We start from the raw sequence: 16,638 nt of genomic DNA, 5'->3' as shown, positions 1-16,638 counted from the left end.
GCGTCCCGTGGCTCACTGATGCAGATTCCACTGCCCGACATCGCGGGCCATCACGTCGTTGACGTCCACCCGCATGCCGCCGACCAGCGGGCCCGGGTTCGACGCCGTGTCCACGATGCGCTGGTAGAGCACGGCCTGCGGATGGATGCGATTGCCCGACCACGCCTTCGTCTGCCAGGCCCACCGATAGCCGGGCACGCTGGACGCCCCGACCACACCGTCGGCGATCGCCCACTGGCACGCGTCGATGCCCCCGTAGATGCCGGTGCGCTGGACCCCGATCACCGAGTTGATGCCGCGAAACCACGGCAGCGCCACCGTGTTCCAGGCGTCGCGGCTGATGTCCTCGTCGATCGTGAAGAAGATCGGCGCGCTGCGTCCGCCACCGGCGGCGGTGTGCAGTCCCCAGCCGGTCTTGGCGTCGGCGACCCCGCCGGCGAACCCGCGGGTGAAGTCCGATGGTGCTGTGCCGCCAGGCTTTCCGTATTGATAGTTGCTGACGATGACGAGGCCCTGAGCGTTCAGCGAGCGCGCGTAGGGCAACGTGATCGGCTTGGCGCCGAAGTTCGATCCCGGCCGCGACAGCGACACGTAGTTGACGACGCCGGCGTGGCCGGCGGCGCGGATGGCCTCGGCGGGAATCTGCGCGGCGGCGAAGTCGATCAACGTGGGGGCTGCCGCCGACGCCGTGGGCGCGCCGACTCCGAGGGCGGCGGCGCCCAGGCCGGCGGATGCGGCAGCGGCGAAGCGCACCGCGTCGCGGCGCGACACCGCTCGGGTGCGCCTCACGTCGGGCAGATCAGGCACGGCGTGATGTTAACCGTGGGACTCCTGATATCGGTGGTGCCACGCGGGCGGAGATCAGCCTCCGACCGGTACCGGAGCGGTGTCGGCGTCCCGGGCGGGCGGCTTCGGCGGCAGGAAGTGATTGTCCCCGCGCGGAAAGACCACCTGCGGCCACCAGAACCACCGGCCGAGCAGCGTTGCAATGGACGGCATCAGGAACGACCGCACCACCAGGGTGTCGACCAGCAGGCCGATCGCGATCGTCGACCCCATCTGCGCCAACACTGTCAGGCTGCTGCCCAGCATCGCCGCCATCGTCGCCGCGAACACCAGGCCCGCCGAGGTGACGACCCCGCCCGTGCCCGCCATCGACCGGATGATGCCGGTCTTGAGGCCGGCGTGGATCTCCTCGCGGAACCGGTGCACCAGAAGCAGGTTGTAGTCCGCGCCGACGGCCAGCAGGATGATGACCGACATCAGCATCACCAGCCAGTGAATTTGGATGCCGAACAGGTCCTGCCAGATCAGCACGGAGATGCCGAACGACGCGGCGATCGAACTGCCTGCCGTGCCGACGATCGTGGCAGCGGCCACGACGCTGCGGGTCAGGATCAGCATGATCATGAAGATCAGCGTGAGCGCGGACACGACGGCGATCAGCAGATCGTATTTCGCCCCGTCGGACATGTCCTTGTACGTGGCGGCGGTTCCGCCGATGAGGATCTTCGCGTTCGACAGCGAGGTCATCTTGATCGCGTTCTGCGCGGCCTCACGCTCGGAGTCGACGCGCGAGATGCCCTCCACGGTCGCGGGATCGCTCTCGTGGGTGATGAACATGCGCGCCGATTTCCCGTCGGGGGACATGAACATCTTCAGGCCACGCTGAAAGTCCGGATTGCTGAACGCTTCTGGGGGCAGGAAGAACAGGTCGTCGTTCTTCGCGTCGTCGAACGCCGCCCCCATTGCCAGCGCGGTGTCGTTCATCGCGCCCATCTGATCCAGCAGCGTCTTCTGCGAGTTGTACGACGCCCACGTCAGTGCCAATGTCTGCTTCATCGTCGCGATGGTCTGCGGCAGCAGCGCGGTCAGTTGCGGCGCCAGACTGGCGAGCTGATCGGTGTTGCCCTGCACCGCCCCCTGGGCGTCGGTCAGCTCGTTGATGCCGTCGAGGGAGTCGAACAGCGACCTGATCGCCGCACACATCGGGATGTCGTAGCAGTGCGGTTCCCAGTAGAAGTAGTTGCGCAGCGGCCGGAACTGGTCGTCGAAATTGGCGATGTTGTCGCGTACCTGCTCGGTGATCTGCAGGAGCTCCTTGGACTTCTGCGCCGAATCCTGGGTCAGCTGAGTCTGTTTGAGCGAGAGCTGGTACTGCTTCTCCATGATGTCGATGTTGGCCTGGGTGGCCTCGGCCATCTTCTTCATGTCGTCGAGTTGAGCGCGCTGAAACGGCAGATTCTCGTTCTGCACCTGACCGGACACGCTGGTCTGGAACGGAATCGAGCTGTGCTGGATCGGGATGCCCAGCGGACGGGTGATGCTCTGCACCATCGCGATCCCTCGCGCCTGCATCACGTTGCGGCCGATCGCGTTCAACACGAGCATGTCACCGGGATTGCGCATGTCGTGGTCGGCTTCGACCATGATGATGTCCGGGTTCATCCGGGCCTGGCTGAAATGGCGGTCGGCCGCGGCGAATCCAACATTGGTGGGCGCATTGTCGGGCAGGTAGTAGCGATCGTTGTAGGCAGGCTTGTAACCGGGTATCGCGACCAGTCCGATGAGAACGATGAACGAGCTGGCCACCAGGATCGGACCGGGCCAGCGCACCACCGCGGTGCCGACCCGGCGCCAAAAGCGGCTGCGTGCATCGCGTTTGGACTCGAACAGGCCGATTTTGCTACCCAGGAACAATACGGCGGGGCCGAGCGTCACCGCGGAGGCGACCACGACGACCATGCCGATCGCCACCGGCTCGCCCATGGTGGAGAAGTACGGCAGCCGGGCGAACGACAGACAGTAGGTGGCGCCGGCGATGGTCAGGCCCGAGCCGATGATCACGGGCGTCACGGAGCGGAAAGTGGTGTGGTACGCCGTTTCCCGATCTTCACCCGCGCTGCGTGCTTCACGGTAGCGGCCGAACAGGAAGATGCCGTAGTCGGTGGCCGCCGCGATCGCGAGCATGGTCAGGATGTTGCCGGCGAAGGTGGTGAGTCCGAAGGCGCCGTTGTCGGCGAGTACCGAGACCACGCCGCGGGAGGTGAGCAACCCGATCGCGGTGAGGAACAGCTGCACCAGCGTGGTGACGAGCGACCGGTACACCACGAGCAGCATGAAGAAGATCGCGAGCAGGGTGTAGGCAGTGATCTGGCCGAGGCTCGCGTTGCCGATGACGTGCATGTCGTCGGTCAAGGCGGCCGGGCCGGCGACGTAGGCCTGTACGCCTGGCGGTGCCGGGGTGTCCGCGATGGCTTCCCTGACGTGCTCGACACCCGTGTTGGAGAGTGTCTGCCCCTGCTCGCCGGCGAGGTTGAGCATCACGTAGGCGGCTTTACCATCGGCACTCTGGGCGCCGGCTGCGGTCAGCGTGTCACCCCAGAAGTCCTGGATGTGCTGGACGTGTTCCGGGTCCTCCCGAAGCTTCTTGATGATGTCGTCGTAGTACCGATGGGCGTCGGGTCCGAGCGGCTGCTGGCCCTCGACGACCACCATGACGGTGCTGTTGGAGTCGAACTCTTTGAAGTTCGCCCCCATCTCCTTCATGGCCTGCACCGATGGGGCATCGTTGGGCGTCATCGGTGCCGAATGCTCTTCGCCCACCACCTCGAGTTGAGGGGCGATGACGTTCACCAGGACGGCGATGGCGATCCACGCCAGGATGATCGGGACCGACATGATGCGTAGTCCGTGGGCCACCGGGTGTCCCTTGGCGTGCATTTCCGGGCGGTGCGCGAAGCGCTTGCTGTGCGTGCTCATGCGGACTTCACCAGGCAGTAGGTCTGGGCGTCGACGCCGTCGGACTGACGTTCGTCGCGGACGACACCGTTGACGGTGACGCGGCAGCCGATCGATTCGCTGTCGGCGCGGGCCATCAGGTTGGCGCTGACCGTGGGCAGCGTCGTCGACAGCGTGACGGTCCAGGGCAGCGTCGCGTTCAGCGTGTGCACGTTGGCGTCGGGATCGAAATAACTGATCAAGGCCGTCGTCCCCGGCACGCCGAACACCTCGTACACCATCACCTTCGGGTTGAACTGCACGATCTCGATGCCCGCCCCGGCGTTGGCGTTCAGGTCTTGTGACGCGAACTGCCGGTGCAGCCGCGACACCACCAGCCCCGACACGGCGAGCACCACGATCAGCACGAGCGGAATCCACACTTTCTTGAGTCCTCGCCGCACGAATCTCACGGCAGCTCCCGTTCGTCGGGTGCGGCGCCCGGGCAGAAGGAATCGGCCGTCGTCGCCATCGCTTGCAGGACCGGCAGCGCGACCCGGGCAGCCAGGGCCAGTGCGTCGCGGTCCTCGTCGCTGAGTACATCGAGGAGTTGGCCCAGTCGGTCACGTCGGGCGGCCGCGCGCTGATCCATCAGCGCGATTCCGTCCTCGGTGACCCCGATCAGCGCAGCGCGGCCGTCGCCGGGATCGGCGACCTTGGCCACGAGCCCGCGTCGTTCGAGCCGTTGCACCAGCTGCGTCATCGACGGTTGGCTCACCCCCTCCTGGGCGGCCAGCCGGGTCAGCCGCGACGGACCCTCACGGTGGAGCCGGTTCAGGAGGAATGCCGCCGACGCGGTCATGTCGGCACGGTCGCTGAGGTGGCGGATCAAGAGGTCGGCAGCATGGTCGACGAGAAGACCGATGCTGTCGACGACGGCGGGAGCGGCGCGGTCGGGCACTCGGTATATATATCACTACTGTTATGTAGTTGCGAAGACTGGCCTGGTGAGTAGGTCGTTCAGTTCGCACACAGGTAGTTCTATATAGCTCTGCTTATGTAATTAACGCTCAGAACGCAGCGCCCGGATTGAGGATGCCGTGAGGATCCAGCGCGGTCTTGATCCGCCGATTCAGGTCCATCACCTCGGGCCCGAGCTGGCCCGCCAGCCACGGCCGCTTGAGTCGGCCCACGCCGTGCTCGCCGGTGATCGTGCCGCCCAGCGAGACCGCGAGGTCCATGATCTCGCCGAACGCCTGCTGAGCGCGCTGCTCCATCGCCGCATCGGCGGGATCGAAGACGATCAGCGGGTGGGTGTTGCCGTCGCCGGCGTGGGCGATCACCGAGATCATGAGGTCGTGATTGGCGGCGATCTTCTCCACCCCGCCGACCAGATCGGCCAGCGCGGGCAGCGGCACGCCGACGTCTTCGAGCAGCAGCGACCCCCGGGCTTCGACCGCGGGGATCGCGAACCGCCGGGCGGCGACAAAGGCCTCGCCCTCCTCGGGGTCGGAGGTCGAGAACACCTCTGTCGCACCGTGTTCGGTGAACACCTCGGCCATGTACTCGGCATCCCGCGCGCCCGCCGGTCCGCGATCGTCGCTCGCGGCGACCATCATCGCGGCGGCGTTGCGGTCCAGGCCCATCCGCAGTTTGTCCTCCACGGCGTTGATCGCCACGGCGTCCATGAACTCGAGCATGGACGGCCGGATCGTGCCGGTGATCGTGACGACGGCACGCGCCGCAGCCTCGACCGAATCGAAGGTCGCCACCACCGTGCACGCGCCGTGCTGGGCGGGCAGCAGCTTCAGCGTCACCTCGGTGACTACGCCAAGGGTGCCTTCGCTGCCCACGAAGAGCTTCGTCAACGACAGTCCCGCAACGTCTTTCAACCGCGGACCGCCGAGTCGCACAGCGGTCCCGTCGGCCAGCACCACCTGCATCCCGAGCACGTAGTCGGTCGTCACGCCGTACTTGACGCAGCACAGGCCGCCGGCGTTGGTGGCGATGTTCCCGCCGATGCTGCAGATCTCGTACGACGACGGGTCGGGCGGATACCACAGGCCGTACTCGGCGACGGCCTTCTTGACCTCGGCGTTGAGCAACCCGGGCTGGACGACGGCAGTGCGGGTGACCGGGTCGATCGAGATGTCGCGCATCTTCTCGGTCGACAGCACGATGCCACCGTCGAGAGCCGTTGCGCCGCCGGACAATCCGGTACCCATGCCGCGGGGGACGACGGCGATCCGATGGGCGCTGGCCCAGCGCAGTACGGTCTGCACTTCCTCGGTGCGTTGCGGCCGCACGACGGCCATCGGTGTGCCGGCGCTCGGGTCCGCGGCACGGTCCTGCCGGTACGACGCCACGATGTCGGGGTCGGTGACGACGGTGCCCTCGGGCAGCGAGGCGGTCAGGTCGTCGAGCACGTCGGAAGTCACCTGCTCGATGCTACGAGCTTCGCCCGGGCTGCGGCCCGCGATCGAGCTCACGTAACGGCCGCAGAAACACCGTGGCCACGCCGAGCACGAGCATCGGCAATGACAGCGCCAGGAACGTGGCGTGCAACCCGGCCGAATCGGCCAGCGGTCCGGCCACGATCAGACCGACAGGGCCCGCGGCGTAGGCGAGCGACCCCATCACGCCTACGACGCGCCCGCGCAGATGAGGCGGCGCCTGGGTCTGCATGACGTAGTTGTAGATCGGGGCGATCGGGCCGTACACGAAACCCACGACGGCGCACAGCGCCAGGATCAACGGCAGCGGCGGCAGGAACGCGATGATCGTCATGGCGACCCCCAGGGTCAGCACCGCGACCATCATCACGGTGCGGCGCCGGGTGAACCGCGACAGCACCGCGTAACTCAGCGCCCCGACCAGTCCACCGATACTGAGCGCCATCAGCACCCAGCCCAGCTGCGCGGGCTCGTCGCGGTCGGTGAAGTACTTCGGGAACAGCACACTCTCCATCGGCATGTAGAGCCCCGTCGCCGCGAGATCGACGAACGCCAGCGTGCGCAGCACCCGGTGACGCCACACGAAGCGCAGCCCCTCGACGATGCCGGCCCACACTCCGCCTTCGCGCGCCGACGGATCCGGTGGGCCCGCCCCCTCCAGCCGCAGCACCGCGATCGCGGCGATCGACAGCACGAAGGCGCCGGCGGTCACCCACATCGTGTTGATCCCGCCCAGCGTGGCGATGAGCAGACCGCCGATGCCGGGCCCGACGATGTAGGCCAGGTTGAACACCGCCTCGTAGAACGAGTTGGCGTGATCGAGGGTCCAGCCGGCCCGCTGCGCCGCTTCGGGGAGCATGGTCTCGCGCGCCGTCATCCCCGCCGGGTCGAAAAGCGCACCGAGAGCGGCCAATCCCGCAAGAACAGCAACGCTGATCGATTGCACCCCGAAGAGCAGAGCGAGCACCGGGACCGCGGCCACCGAGAGCGCGGACAGGGCGTCGGAGATCATCGACACGCGGCGGCGGCCCAGGAAGTCGACGGCGGCGCCGGCGATCAGCGTCGCGGCCAGCAGCGGCAGCGTCCCCGCCATCGCGACGACCGAGGCGTCCAGCGCGGAGCCGGTGCGCTGCAGCACCAGCCACGGGAACGCGACCAGCGAGATGCCGTTGCCTGCGCCCGCCATCAATGCGGCGAACAAGATCAGCAGCAGGGGGCCGCGCCGGCTCATCGCCGCACGGTAGCAAGCTCCTCGTCGGCTACCACGTCGCGGCGACGTTGGCCGCGATCTGCTGGGCGATCGCGACCGCGGTATCGGCCGGATTCGCGCTGCAGGTGTTGACGTCGACGATCACGTTGTTGGCCTGGGCGAGCGCCCGTCCGCATCCCCAGCCCGGCGCGGCGGCCTCCTGGAGGGTCGACACCGTGCTCAGGACGTGGTCGGCGTTGCGGATCTCGCCCACCGTCCACGTCGTTCCGCTCTGGGTGTGCGTGTACTGATGGCAGGCCGGCCACTGCTGGACCGACGCGTCGAAGAACTCGGCGGCCTTCTCGAGGTAGGGGAACAGCACCACGGCCTGCTTGGTGTAGTGCTTGAACGCGTCGCCGTCGTTGAGGCTCTGATCCCGCTCGGCGGTGAAGCCGCTGGCCGAATAGACGGCCGCCTCGGCGGCACCGTCGAGCGCGAGGCACTCCGGCGGTGCCATGATCGCGCTGTTGTCCGACATCGCCGACTGCGACTCGGTCACCGTCATCGGGGGCGACGCCATTGTGTGCGCCACCTGTTCGGGGGTCAGCAACAATTTGGGGAGCTCCCGTTCGGTCAACGGGCGCGGGATCATCGTTCTGGGCGCGGGCGACTCGGCGTTGCTGACGGTCGCACCGCACCCCGTCACCAGGATGCAGATGCCGATGACGGCCGCTTTCGCTCGTCGCATGATTCTCCCCACCTCGCTCGGGTTCTTAGGCGATCCATGGTGAGCCGTACTGCCCGCCGGACAGATGAGGTAAACGGTGTTTCGTGGTAACGATGAACTGTGCTTTCTGGTAACGAACTGGTCGACCGGTGAGGTTGCCTCACCCCCGCACGGGCCGACCGTTCGAGTCGCCGGTGCGCCCTGGCTCGGGATGGCCGGGAGATCCCGCGACAACGGGCACGCCGGTGGCCGGGTCGCCGGCGGAGGTGGCCGCACTCGCGTCCGCAGCCACGACGGTGAAGCAGGTGGATGCCGGGGTGTCGGTGTGTCGGGCGTGCCCCCGCCTGGTGGCGTGGCGCGAAGAGGTGGCGGTGGTCAAGCGGAAGTCGTTCGCCGAGGAGCCGTACTGGGGCAGGCCCGCGCCCGGGTTCGGTTCGACGCGGCCGGCCATCCTGGTCGTGGGGCTCGCCCCCGCGGCCAACGGCGCCAACCGCACCGGCCGCGTCTTCACCGGTGACCGATCCGGCGACTTCCTGTTCGCGTCCATGCACCGCACCGGGCTGGCGAATCAGCCGGTGGCCGTCGACAGCGGAGACGGGCTGTCGCTCAACGCTATTCGCGTCGCCGCTGCGGTCCGGTGCGCGCCCCCGGGCAACGCGCCCACCCCGGTCGAGCGCAACACGTGCGCGCCGTGGCTGGACGCGGAGTGGCGCCTGGTCGGCCCCTACGTCCGGGTGATCGTCGCACTCGGTGGCATCGCGTGGCAGGCGGCGCTGGCGATGATCCGTCGCGCGGGCGCCACCGTCGGAACTCCCGCCCCCAAGTTCGGGCACGGCTTGACGGCGGCCCTGCACCCCCCGCAGGGCGAGATCGTGCTGCTGGGCTGCTATCACCCCAGCCAGCAGAACACCTTCACCGGCCGGTTGACCCCGGCGATGATGGACGAGATCTTCATCCGCGCCCGCACAGAAGGGAACGTCGCGGGGCCCTGAGGCGTTACATGTTCAATGCGTCTCTCTGTCCTCGACCTCGTCCCCGTCCGCTCCGACCAGACCACCTCGGATGCGCTGGCCGCGACGACGCGCCTGGCCCAGGCCGCCGATCGCCTCGGCTACACCCGGTACTGGGTGGCCGAACACCACAACATGCCGTCGGTCGCGGCGACCAGCCCCCCGGTCCTGCTGGCACACCTGGCTGCGCACACGTCGGCGCTGCGGCTGGGCTCGGGCGGGGTGATGCTGCCCAACCATGCGCCGCTGGCGGTGGCCGAGCAGTTCGCGCTGCTCGAGGCCGCTCACCCCGGCCGCATCGACCTGGGCATCGGCCGCGCCCCGGGCTCCGATCCCGTCACGTCGATGGCGCTGCGTGGTGCCGCGGGTCGCGACGACCGCGACATCGAGGCATTCCCCGAGTACCTCGACGATGTCGTCGCGCTGATGGGCCGTAAGGGAGTGCGCGTCGCTCTGCCGCGCGACCTGATGAGGGACAACTACATCCTCAAAGCCACGCCGGCGGCCGCATCGGAGCCCAGGTTGTGGCTGCTGGGCTCATCGATGTACTCGGCGCACCTCGCCGCGGCGAAGGGTCTGCCCTATGTGTTCGCGCACCACTTCTCCGGCCAGGGCACCGCGGAGGCGCTGCAGACCTATCGCGACGAGTTCCGGCCCAGCGAGTTGACGCCCGAGCCGGTCACGTTCCTGACCGTCAACGCGGTGGTGGCCGAAACCCGCGATGAGGCACTGCGATTGGTGTTGCCAAACCTGCAGATGATGGCGCGGTTGCGCACCGGGGCACCGCTGGCGGCCGTCGATCTGGTGGAGGACGCCGAGGCGGTCGATCTGGGTCCGCGCGCCCAGTCCGTCATCGACCACGGTCTACGGCAAGCGGTTGTAGGAAGCCCTTCGGAGGCCGCCGCGCAGGTCCGCGAGCTCGCGTCCGCGTTCGACGTCGACGAGGTGATGGTTCACCCCGTCGCTTCCGCACACCGCGGCGTGGACCCAGCCACCTCGCCGGCGCGGGAGGCCACGCTGGAACTGCTCGCCAAAGAGCTGTTCTAGCTCTTCGGCGTTAGTCGGACCAGGGGGATCTTGCGGCTGGTGCGGCGCTGGTAGCCGTTGTAGCGGTTGCTGTTGTCGCGGTTGACCAGTTCCCACAGTCGCGGGTAGTCCGGGTCGTCGGCGAGCACCGGTGTCGCCGTCACGGCCAGCTTCTTCGGCCCGAGGTTGATCTCGATGTCGGGGTTCGCTTTGAGGTTGTGATACCAGCCGGGCGCGCGGGGATCGCCACCCTTGGAAGCCACGACGTAGTAATGCCCTCCGTCGGGGAAGTACGACAGCGTGTTGGTGCGGTGCTTACCGGTCTTGGCGCCCACGGTGTGCAGAAGCAGGCTCGGCGGGACACCGGGCAGCGGAATGCGATGGCCGATACGACCATTGGTGCGCTTGTAAAGGGAATCGTGCAGCATCAACAGCCGGATGCCGACGTTCTGCTCGACCCACTGGGAGATGTTCATCTGGTCAATCCAACTCGGCGGCGTCGATCTGCGCCAGTGCCTCGCGCAGGAGTCGTCCGGTCTCTTCCCGGTCGCCGTCGCGGCGCACCAGCATGCCCTTCGCGAACGACAGCTTGTCGCCGTCGCGGCGCGGGACCACGTGCAGATGGATGTGAAACACCGTCTGAAAGGCGGCCTTGCCGTCGTTGATCGCGATGTTGTTGCCGTCGGCGTGCAGGCCGGACGCCCGCGCCGCCCTGGCGATGCGCTGACCCAGCGTCGCCATCGCGGCCACCGTCGCGGGCGGGGTGTCGGTCAGGTCGACGGTGTGCCGTTTCGGGATCACCAGGGTGTGGCCACGGGTGAACGGGCGGATGTCGAGGATCGCTAGAAGGTCGTCGTCCTCGTGGATCGTGATGGCCGGGGCCTCACCGGCGACGATGGCGCAGAAGACGCAGGACATTGCCTCACGGTAGCGACTGTGCCTTTGGCTCGATGATCTGGCGCCAGGCAGCCAGCTTGGTCTCGAACGGTGCGGTGTGCGCGGGGCTGGTGGACGGCAGCCGCACGGCGGGCAATGACTTCGTCGTACGGACGAGGCGCTGGTAGTTCTTCGCCGCGGCCGCCCCGTTGAAGTACACGCGATCGATGCGGGGGTGTGCGGCGAAGAACGCGTCGAAATCGTTGGGCACCATGCTGGCCGGCTCGACGGACGCGTCGAGGCTGCCGGGCCGGCGACACGACGCGAGTACATCCCACACGGCCACACCGGCGTCGGTGAGTCGACGGACGCGCTCGTCGTAGGGTGCGTGTGCGTCGAATCCGAAGAGGGCGGCGGTGATTCGCCAGAACGCGTTGCGCGGATGGGCGTAGTACCGGTGCTGTTCCAGAGATACGGCACCGGGCATGTTTCCGAGGATGACGACCTTCGGACGGTCCCCGACGAGCGGTGGAAAGCTGTGCACGATCGGAGACGCCATGGTTCCTGTGTAGCGCACGGTAGGTTTATCGCGTGGCCGATGACGTCGATGTGGAGGCGAGCGGGCTGCTCGACGGGCTGGAGGGCGATGCGCGCGCCGAGCGGGCCGAGCTGATCCCGTGGCTGTTGAAGCGTGGGGTCAGCGTGGAGCAGATCCGGGCCAGCTCGTCGCCCATGCTGCTCGCCTCGCGGAGGGTGATCGGCGACGACGGCGTGTACGTGTCGGCGCGGGAAGCGGCCGAGAAGTACGACGTCGACCTCGCGCTGTTCGAGCGGATTCAGCGGGCGATGGGCCTGCCGCGCATTGAGGATGCGGACGCGGCGGTGCTGTTGCGCGCCGACGCCGAGGCGGCCAAATCCACTCGGGACTTTCTGGCCGCGGGTATCGATCCCGACGAACTGGTGCAGATCACCCGGCTGCTCGGAGACGGAGTGGCGCGCGCGGCCGAGGCGATGCGCTATGCGGCGTTGGCGGCCGTGTTGCGGCCGGCCGCAACGGAACTGGAGATCGCGCAGGCATCGGAGAAGCTCGTCTCGGAGTTGGCGCCGCTGCTCGGACCGCTGATCCAGGACGTGCTGCTGCTGCAGTTGCGGCACGCGATCGAGACCGAGGCCGTCAACGCCACCGAACGCGCGGAGGGGCACCATCTTCCGGGGGCGCGGGAGGTCACGATCGCGTTCGCCGATCTGGTCGGATTCACCAAGCTCGGTGAGGCACTACCGCCAGAGGATCTCGAAAGGTTGGCGCAGCGGCTGGCCGATATGACGCGTGAGGTCGCGGTCGCGCCGGTCCGCTTCATCAAGACAATCGGTGACGAGGTGATGCTGGTCAGTCCGGAGCCGGTAGCGCTGCTGGAGGCGGTGCTCCGACTGGTCGACGCAACTGACGACGACGGGGATTTCCCGCGCCTGCGCGTCGGACTGGCGACAGGGATGGCGGTGAGTCGCGAGGGGGACTGGTTCGGCAGTCCGGTGAATCTCGCGGCCCGCGTCACCAGCGCGGCTCGACCGGGATCGGTGTTGGTATCCGAGAGTGCCCGCGAGGCGATCGGCGACGACGAGCGGTTCACGTGGTCGTTCGCGGGCGCGCGGCATCTGAAGGGTTTCAAGGCCGACGTGAAGTTGTTCCGCGCCCGCCGGGCGGAGCCGGACGGGGAGTAGTCAGCGGCGCCATTTTTGTCAGACCTTCGCACTAGTGTTCGATACATGGATGTGGTCGCGGAGGCAGTGGAGGGGATGCGGGCTCGGCTCGCGATCCTGCACGACGCCTGCGACACGCTGACCCATCGCGAGCTGGTGTCGCTGATGTCGGAGGTCACGACGCTGGTCCGTAGCGTGCCGGCGTTGGAGCACCACATCATCGCGCGGCTCACCGCGGAGACGGAGCCGCGCCGGTTGGGGGAAGCATCGTGGAAGAAGGTGCTGACCACCGCGCTGCGGGTCTCCGAGCGCGACGCCAAGCGCCGCCTGGCTGACGCCGCCGCGTTGGGGCCGCGGCAAGCGCTGACCGGGGAGCCGTTGCCGCCGCAGTGGGAAGCCACTGCTGCTGCCCAGGCCGCGGGAGCGTTGGATGGGGAGCACGTCGCGGTCATCAGCGCGTTTCATGACGGGCTGCCGGTGTGGGTGGATGTCGACACCCGCGCTGCCGCGGATCGGCAGCTCGCTGAGCTGGGTGCGGGGTTGACCCCGAACGAGTTGAAGAAGACTGCGGACCGGTTGGCTGCGATGATCGACGCTGACGGGCCCGAACCGTCGGATGCCGATCGGGCGCGGCGGCGCGGCATCTGCCTGGGTGAGCAGCAGCCCGACGGCATGAGCCGGTTGACCGGCTGGATCACCCCGGAGTTCCGGGCCCACTACGAAGCGATCCAGGCCAAGTTGGCCGCGCCGGGCATGTGCAACCCTGATGACGAGACACCTTGCGTCGACGGCAACCCCGACCCCGAGCAGAAGCGTCGCGACACGCGGACCGCCGCGCAACGCACTCACGACGCCTGGCTGGCCGTCGGCCGCATGGCGTTGACGTCGGGAGAGCTGGGGTCGCACAACGGGTTACCGGTCACGGTGATCGTGTCGACGACACTGCAGGAATTGGAGAAGTCAGCTGGGGCGGCGGTCACCGGCGGCGGCTCGTTGTTGCCGATGGGTGATCTGATCCGGATGGCCGCCCACGCGCACCACTATCTGGCGGTGTTCGATCAGCACACCAACAAGCCGCTCTACCTCGGCCGCACCAAACGACTCGCATCGGCAGCCCAGCGGATCATCCTGCATTCCTCAGCGCGGGGCTGCACCCGGCCAGGCTGTACCGTGCCCGGATACTGGGCGCAGGTGCATCACGTCCGGGACTGGAAAGACGGCGGCACCACCGACATCACGAACCTCACGCTCGCGTGTGGGCCGGATAATCGGATGATCGAGCAGACCGGCTGGACCACCCGCATCAACGATCGCGGCCGGACCGAATGGCTTCCCCCACCTGACCTGGACACCGGCCGACGGCGCGTGAACGGCTACCACCACCCCGAGCGCTACCTTCTGCCCGAAGACGACCAGGGGCCGTGATCAGCGCGCGGGAGTGAACCCCCGCAGCCGCAGGCTGTTGGTCACCACGAACACCGAGCTGAAAGCCATTGCCGCCCCGGCGATCATCGGATTCAGCAGGCCGGCTGCGGCGAGCGGCAGCGCCGCGACGTTGTAGGCGAATGCCCAGCACAGGTTGCCCTTGATGATGCTCAGAGTGCGGCGGGACAGGCGAATCGCGTCGGGCACGGCCCGCAGGTCGTCGCGCACCAGCGTCAGATCGCTGGCCTCGATCGCGACGTCGGTGCCGCTACCCATGGCCAAGCCGAGATCGGCCTGCGCCAGTGCGGCCGCGTCGTTGACGCCGTCGCCCACCATCGCGACGACCTTGCCCTCGCGCTGCAGCCGGATCACGGTGTCGACCTTCTCCTGCGGCACGACGCCCGCCACCACCTGCTCGATGCCGACCTCGGCAGCCACCGCGCGCGCGACCGCTTCGTTGTCGCCGGTCACCATGATCGGCGTCAGGCCGAGCTGTTCGAGAAGCGAAACCGCTTCAGCGGACGTTGCTTTCACTGTGTCGGCCACAGTCACCACGCCACGCGCCCGACGATCCCATCCGACGATCACCGCGGTGTGGCCGTCACTCTCGGCCCGCTGGACGGCAACCCTGACATCCGCCGCGACCGCGAAGCCCTGCTCGTCGAAGAGCCGCGGCCGGCCGAGCAGCACGGTCCGATCGCCGACGACGCCCCGCACGCCGAGGCCGCGCAGATTCTCGAAGGACGTGACCGGCGGCAGGTCTCCCAGTTTGTCGTGGGCACCGCCGCTGATCGCCCGCGCGATCGGATGCTCCGATGCGGCTTCGACGGCTCCGGCGGTCAGCAAGACCTCGTCCGGTTGCTCGCCCTCGAAAGCGATGACACCCGTCATCGCCATCGTCCCCGTCGTGACCGTCCCGGTCTTGTCGACGATCACCGTGTCGACCCGCCGCGTCGACTCCAGCACCTCGGGACCCTTGATCAGGATGCCCAACTGCGCACCGCGTCCCGTGCCGACCATCAGCGCGGTCGGCGTCGCCAACCCCAGCGCGCACGGGCACGCGATGATCAGCACGGACACCGCAGCGGTGAAGGCGGCAGCGGCCGGCGCCCCCACGGCCAGCCAGAATCCCAGTGTCGCGACGGCCAATCCGATCACGACGGGCACGAACACCGCGGAGATGCGGTCGGCCAACCGCTGTGCCGAGGCCTTGCCGTTCTGTGCGTTCTCGACGAGTCGGGCCATCTGCGCGAGCTGCGTATCGGCGCCGACTCGTCGGGCCCGTACCACCAGCAGCCCGTCGACGTTGACCGTCGCCCCGACCACCTCGTCACCGGGATGAACGTCCACCGGCACCGATTCACCGGTCAGCATCGAGGCGTCGACGGCGGAATCACCTTCCAGCACCACGCCATCCGCGGCGATCTTCTCGCCGGGCCGCACCACGAACTCGTCGCCCGCCCGGAGTCGCTCGATCGGGATGCGTTGTTCGGCGCCGTCTCTTCGGACCGACACGTCTTTGGCGCCCATGTCGAGTAGGGCGCGCAGCGCCGCACCCGCCTGTCGTTTGGCTCTGGCCTCGAGGTAGCGCCCCGCGACCAGGAAGGTGGTCACGCCGGCCGCCGCCTCCAGGTAGATGTTCGACGAGCCGTCGGTGCGCGCGATCGTGAGCTCGAACGGGTGGGTCATCCCCGGCATGCCGGCGTGGCCCCAGAACAGTGCGTAGATCGACCACCCGAACGCCGAGAGCGTGCCGATCGAGATCAGTGTGTCCATGGTTGCGGCGCGGTGCCGCAGATTCGTCCAGGTCGCGACGTGGAACGGCCAGCCGCCCCAGATCACCACGGGTGCGGCCAGCGTCAGCGAGAGCCACTGCCAGTACGTGAACTGCCAGGCCGGCACCATCGCCAGCGCGATCACCGGCACCGTGAGTGCCACGCAGATGAGCAGGCGGCGACGCAGCTCGGCGGCGGGGTCCGCCGTCTGCGAGTCGACCGGCGTCTGCTGGGGGAGCGACGCGTGATAGCCGGCGGCCTCCACGGCGGCGAGGAGTTGGTCGGTGGTGATGTGGCCGTCGTAGGTGACGCGCGCTTTCTCGGTCGCGAAGTTGACCGTCGCGGCGACCCCGTCGAGCTTGTTCAGCTTCTTCTCTACGCGGGCTGCGCAGGAGGCGCACGTCATGCCGTCGATCGACAGCTCCAGCGAGGTCATTGGGGGCATGACGAATCAGCTCGCCAGCTGGTAGCCGGCCTCTTCCACGGCGGCGCGCACGGCGTCGGGGTCAACGGGCCGGGTGCTGGCGATGGTCACCGTGCCACCGGCGAGGTCGATGCTGACGTCGGCCACACCGGGCAGCTGCGAGAGCTCGGCGCGCACCGAGGAGGCGCACCCGCTGCACGTCATACCCTCGACAGTGATCGTGGTGGTGCTCATGGGAATCCTTTCCGGGGCGGTGTGACGCGCCTACCCGACATGTGTACCATACCCCCCTAGGGTATTCAACGACGCTGATGG

General features: G+C 68.1%; 16 protein-coding genes. 4 read left to right on the top strand and 12 right to left on the bottom strand.

Features of this window, described 5'->3' with window-relative positions:
- Positions 1-12: 12 nt before the first annotated feature.
- The 7 genes from ACXYX3_RS18765 to ACXYX3_RS18735 all read right to left on the bottom strand — a co-directional run bounded on the left by ACXYX3_RS18765 (position 13) and on the right by ACXYX3_RS18735 (position 8,110).
- A complete protein-coding gene (locus tag ACXYX3_RS18765; RefSeq protein WP_458608582.1) occupies positions 13-807 on the bottom strand; it encodes a DUF1906 domain-containing protein in 795 nt (264 codons plus the stop codon).
- A gap of 54 nt (positions 808-861) precedes the next feature.
- A complete protein-coding gene (locus ACXYX3_RS18760; protein WP_458608581.1) occupies positions 862-3,762 on the bottom strand; it encodes an MMPL/RND family transporter in 2,901 nt (966 codons plus the stop codon).
- A complete protein-coding gene (locus ACXYX3_RS18755) occupies positions 3,759-4,184 on the bottom strand; it encodes an MmpS family transport accessory protein (RefSeq protein ID WP_458612140.1) in 426 nt (141 codons plus the stop codon). Before ACXYX3_RS18755 ends, ACXYX3_RS18760 begins: the two co-directional genes overlap by 4 nt.
- Positions 4,185-4,189: 5 nt before the next feature.
- Entirely contained in the window at positions 4,190-4,681 is a 492-nt protein-coding gene (locus tag ACXYX3_RS18750; RefSeq protein WP_458608580.1) for a MarR family winged helix-turn-helix transcriptional regulator, read from the bottom strand.
- A 109-nt stretch (positions 4,682-4,790) separates the two neighbouring features.
- A complete protein-coding gene (locus ACXYX3_RS18745; RefSeq protein ID WP_458608579.1) occupies positions 4,791-6,158 on the bottom strand; it encodes an FAD-binding oxidoreductase in 1,368 nt (455 codons plus the stop codon).
- 10 nt (positions 6,159-6,168) lie between these two features.
- The gene (gene tap, locus ACXYX3_RS18740) at positions 6,169-7,404 is read right to left on the bottom strand and encodes a multidrug efflux MFS transporter Tap (RefSeq protein WP_458608578.1); all 1,236 of its coding nucleotides are present in this window, start codon (positions 7,402-7,404) and stop codon (positions 6,169-6,171) included.
- Between the two features lie 28 nt (positions 7,405-7,432).
- Complete coding sequence (locus ACXYX3_RS18735; RefSeq protein ID WP_241206993.1) at positions 7,433-8,110, bottom strand: sensor domain-containing protein; 678 nt, start codon at positions 8,108-8,110, stop codon at positions 7,433-7,435.
- 128 nt (positions 8,111-8,238) lie between these two features.
- Between ACXYX3_RS18735 and ACXYX3_RS18730 the strand changes: the two genes are divergently transcribed.
- Positions 8,239-9,081, top strand: coding sequence for a uracil-DNA glycosylase (locus tag ACXYX3_RS18730; protein WP_458608577.1), 843 nt, complete (start codon positions 8,239-8,241; stop codon positions 9,079-9,081).
- A 15-nt stretch (positions 9,082-9,096) separates the two neighbouring features.
- Entirely contained in the window at positions 9,097-10,146 is a 1,050-nt protein-coding gene (locus ACXYX3_RS18725; RefSeq protein ID WP_241206994.1) for an LLM class flavin-dependent oxidoreductase, read from the top strand.
- Here ACXYX3_RS18725 and ACXYX3_RS18720 read toward each other — a convergent pair.
- Genes ACXYX3_RS18720 through ACXYX3_RS18710 form a run of 3 tightly spaced genes read right to left on the bottom strand, consistent with a single transcriptional unit; the run spans position 10,143 to position 11,560 of the window.
- Positions 10,143-10,601 carry a nitroreductase family deazaflavin-dependent oxidoreductase gene (locus ACXYX3_RS18720; RefSeq protein WP_458608576.1) on the bottom strand — a complete coding sequence of 153 codons (459 nt, stop codon included), beginning with the start codon at positions 10,599-10,601 and terminating at the stop codon, positions 10,143-10,145. The two genes, ACXYX3_RS18725 and ACXYX3_RS18720, sit on opposite strands and share 4 nt — an antisense overlap.
- Positions 10,602-10,605: 4 nt before the next feature.
- On the bottom strand, positions 10,606-11,043 hold the full coding sequence (locus tag ACXYX3_RS18715) for an HIT family protein (protein ID WP_241206996.1): 438 nt from the start codon (positions 11,041-11,043) through the stop codon (positions 10,606-10,608).
- Between the two features lie 4 nt (positions 11,044-11,047).
- Positions 11,048-11,560, bottom strand: coding sequence for a DNA-deoxyinosine glycosylase (locus ACXYX3_RS18710; RefSeq protein WP_458608575.1), 513 nt, complete (start codon positions 11,558-11,560; stop codon positions 11,048-11,050).
- A gap of 32 nt (positions 11,561-11,592) precedes the next feature.
- On the opposite strand from ACXYX3_RS18710, the gene ACXYX3_RS18705 reads away from it, so the two are divergent.
- Together ACXYX3_RS18705 and ACXYX3_RS18700 are read left to right on the top strand one after the other, a co-directional pair.
- Positions 11,593-12,720, top strand: a complete 1,128-nt coding sequence (locus tag ACXYX3_RS18705) for an adenylate/guanylate cyclase domain-containing protein (RefSeq protein ID WP_241206998.1) — start codon at positions 11,593-11,595, stop codon at positions 12,718-12,720.
- Positions 12,721-12,765: 45 nt separating this feature from the next.
- Positions 12,766-14,124, top strand: a complete 1,359-nt coding sequence (locus tag ACXYX3_RS18700; protein WP_458608574.1) for an HNH endonuclease signature motif containing protein — start codon at positions 12,766-12,768, stop codon at positions 14,122-14,124.
- On the opposite strand, the gene ACXYX3_RS18695 is transcribed toward ACXYX3_RS18700, so the two are convergent.
- Positions 14,125-16,335, bottom strand: coding sequence for a heavy metal translocating P-type ATPase (locus ACXYX3_RS18695; protein ID WP_458608573.1), 2,211 nt, complete (start codon positions 16,333-16,335; stop codon positions 14,125-14,127).
- 15 nt (positions 16,336-16,350) lie between these two features.
- A complete protein-coding gene (locus tag ACXYX3_RS18690) occupies positions 16,351-16,557 on the bottom strand; it encodes a heavy-metal-associated domain-containing protein (RefSeq protein WP_458608572.1) in 207 nt (68 codons plus the stop codon).
- Positions 16,558-16,638: the final 81 nt, after the last annotated feature.

The organism is Mycobacterium sp. Panama NTM2, from assembly GCF_054355555.1.
The sequence above is the reverse complement of the archived record's forward strand: the minus strand, read 5'-3'. Positions and strand labels throughout refer to the sequence as shown.

Coding starts and splice junctions, on each gene's coding strand:
- ACXYX3_RS18760 (WP_458608581.1), bottom strand. CDS start 3,762: ATGAGCACGCACAGCAAGCGCTTCGCGCACCGCCCGGAAATGCACGCC.
- tap (WP_458608578.1), bottom strand. CDS start 7,404: ATGAGCCGGCGCGGCCCCCTGCTGCTGATCTTGTTCGCCGCATTGATG.
- ACXYX3_RS18735 (WP_241206993.1), bottom strand. CDS start 8,110: ATGCGACGAGCGAAAGCGGCCGTCATCGGCATCTGCATCCTGGTGACG.
- ACXYX3_RS18725 (WP_241206994.1), top strand. CDS start 9,097: ATGCGTCTCTCTGTCCTCGACCTCGTCCCCGTCCGCTCCGACCAGACC.
- ACXYX3_RS18720 (WP_458608576.1), bottom strand. CDS start 10,601: ATGAACATCTCCCAGTGGGTCGAGCAGAACGTCGGCATCCGGCTGTTG.
- ACXYX3_RS18715 (WP_241206996.1), bottom strand. CDS start 11,043: ATGTCCTGCGTCTTCTGCGCCATCGTCGCCGGTGAGGCCCCGGCCATC.
- ACXYX3_RS18710 (WP_458608575.1), bottom strand. CDS start 11,560: ATGGCGTCTCCGATCGTGCACAGCTTTCCACCGCTCGTCGGGGACCGT.
- ACXYX3_RS18700 (WP_458608574.1), top strand. CDS start 12,766: ATGGATGTGGTCGCGGAGGCAGTGGAGGGGATGCGGGCTCGGCTCGCG.
- ACXYX3_RS18695 (WP_458608573.1), bottom strand. CDS start 16,335: ATGACCTCGCTGGAGCTGTCGATCGACGGCATGACGTGCGCCTCCTGC.
- ACXYX3_RS18690 (WP_458608572.1), bottom strand. CDS start 16,557: ATGAGCACCACCACGATCACTGTCGAGGGTATGACGTGCAGCGGGTGC.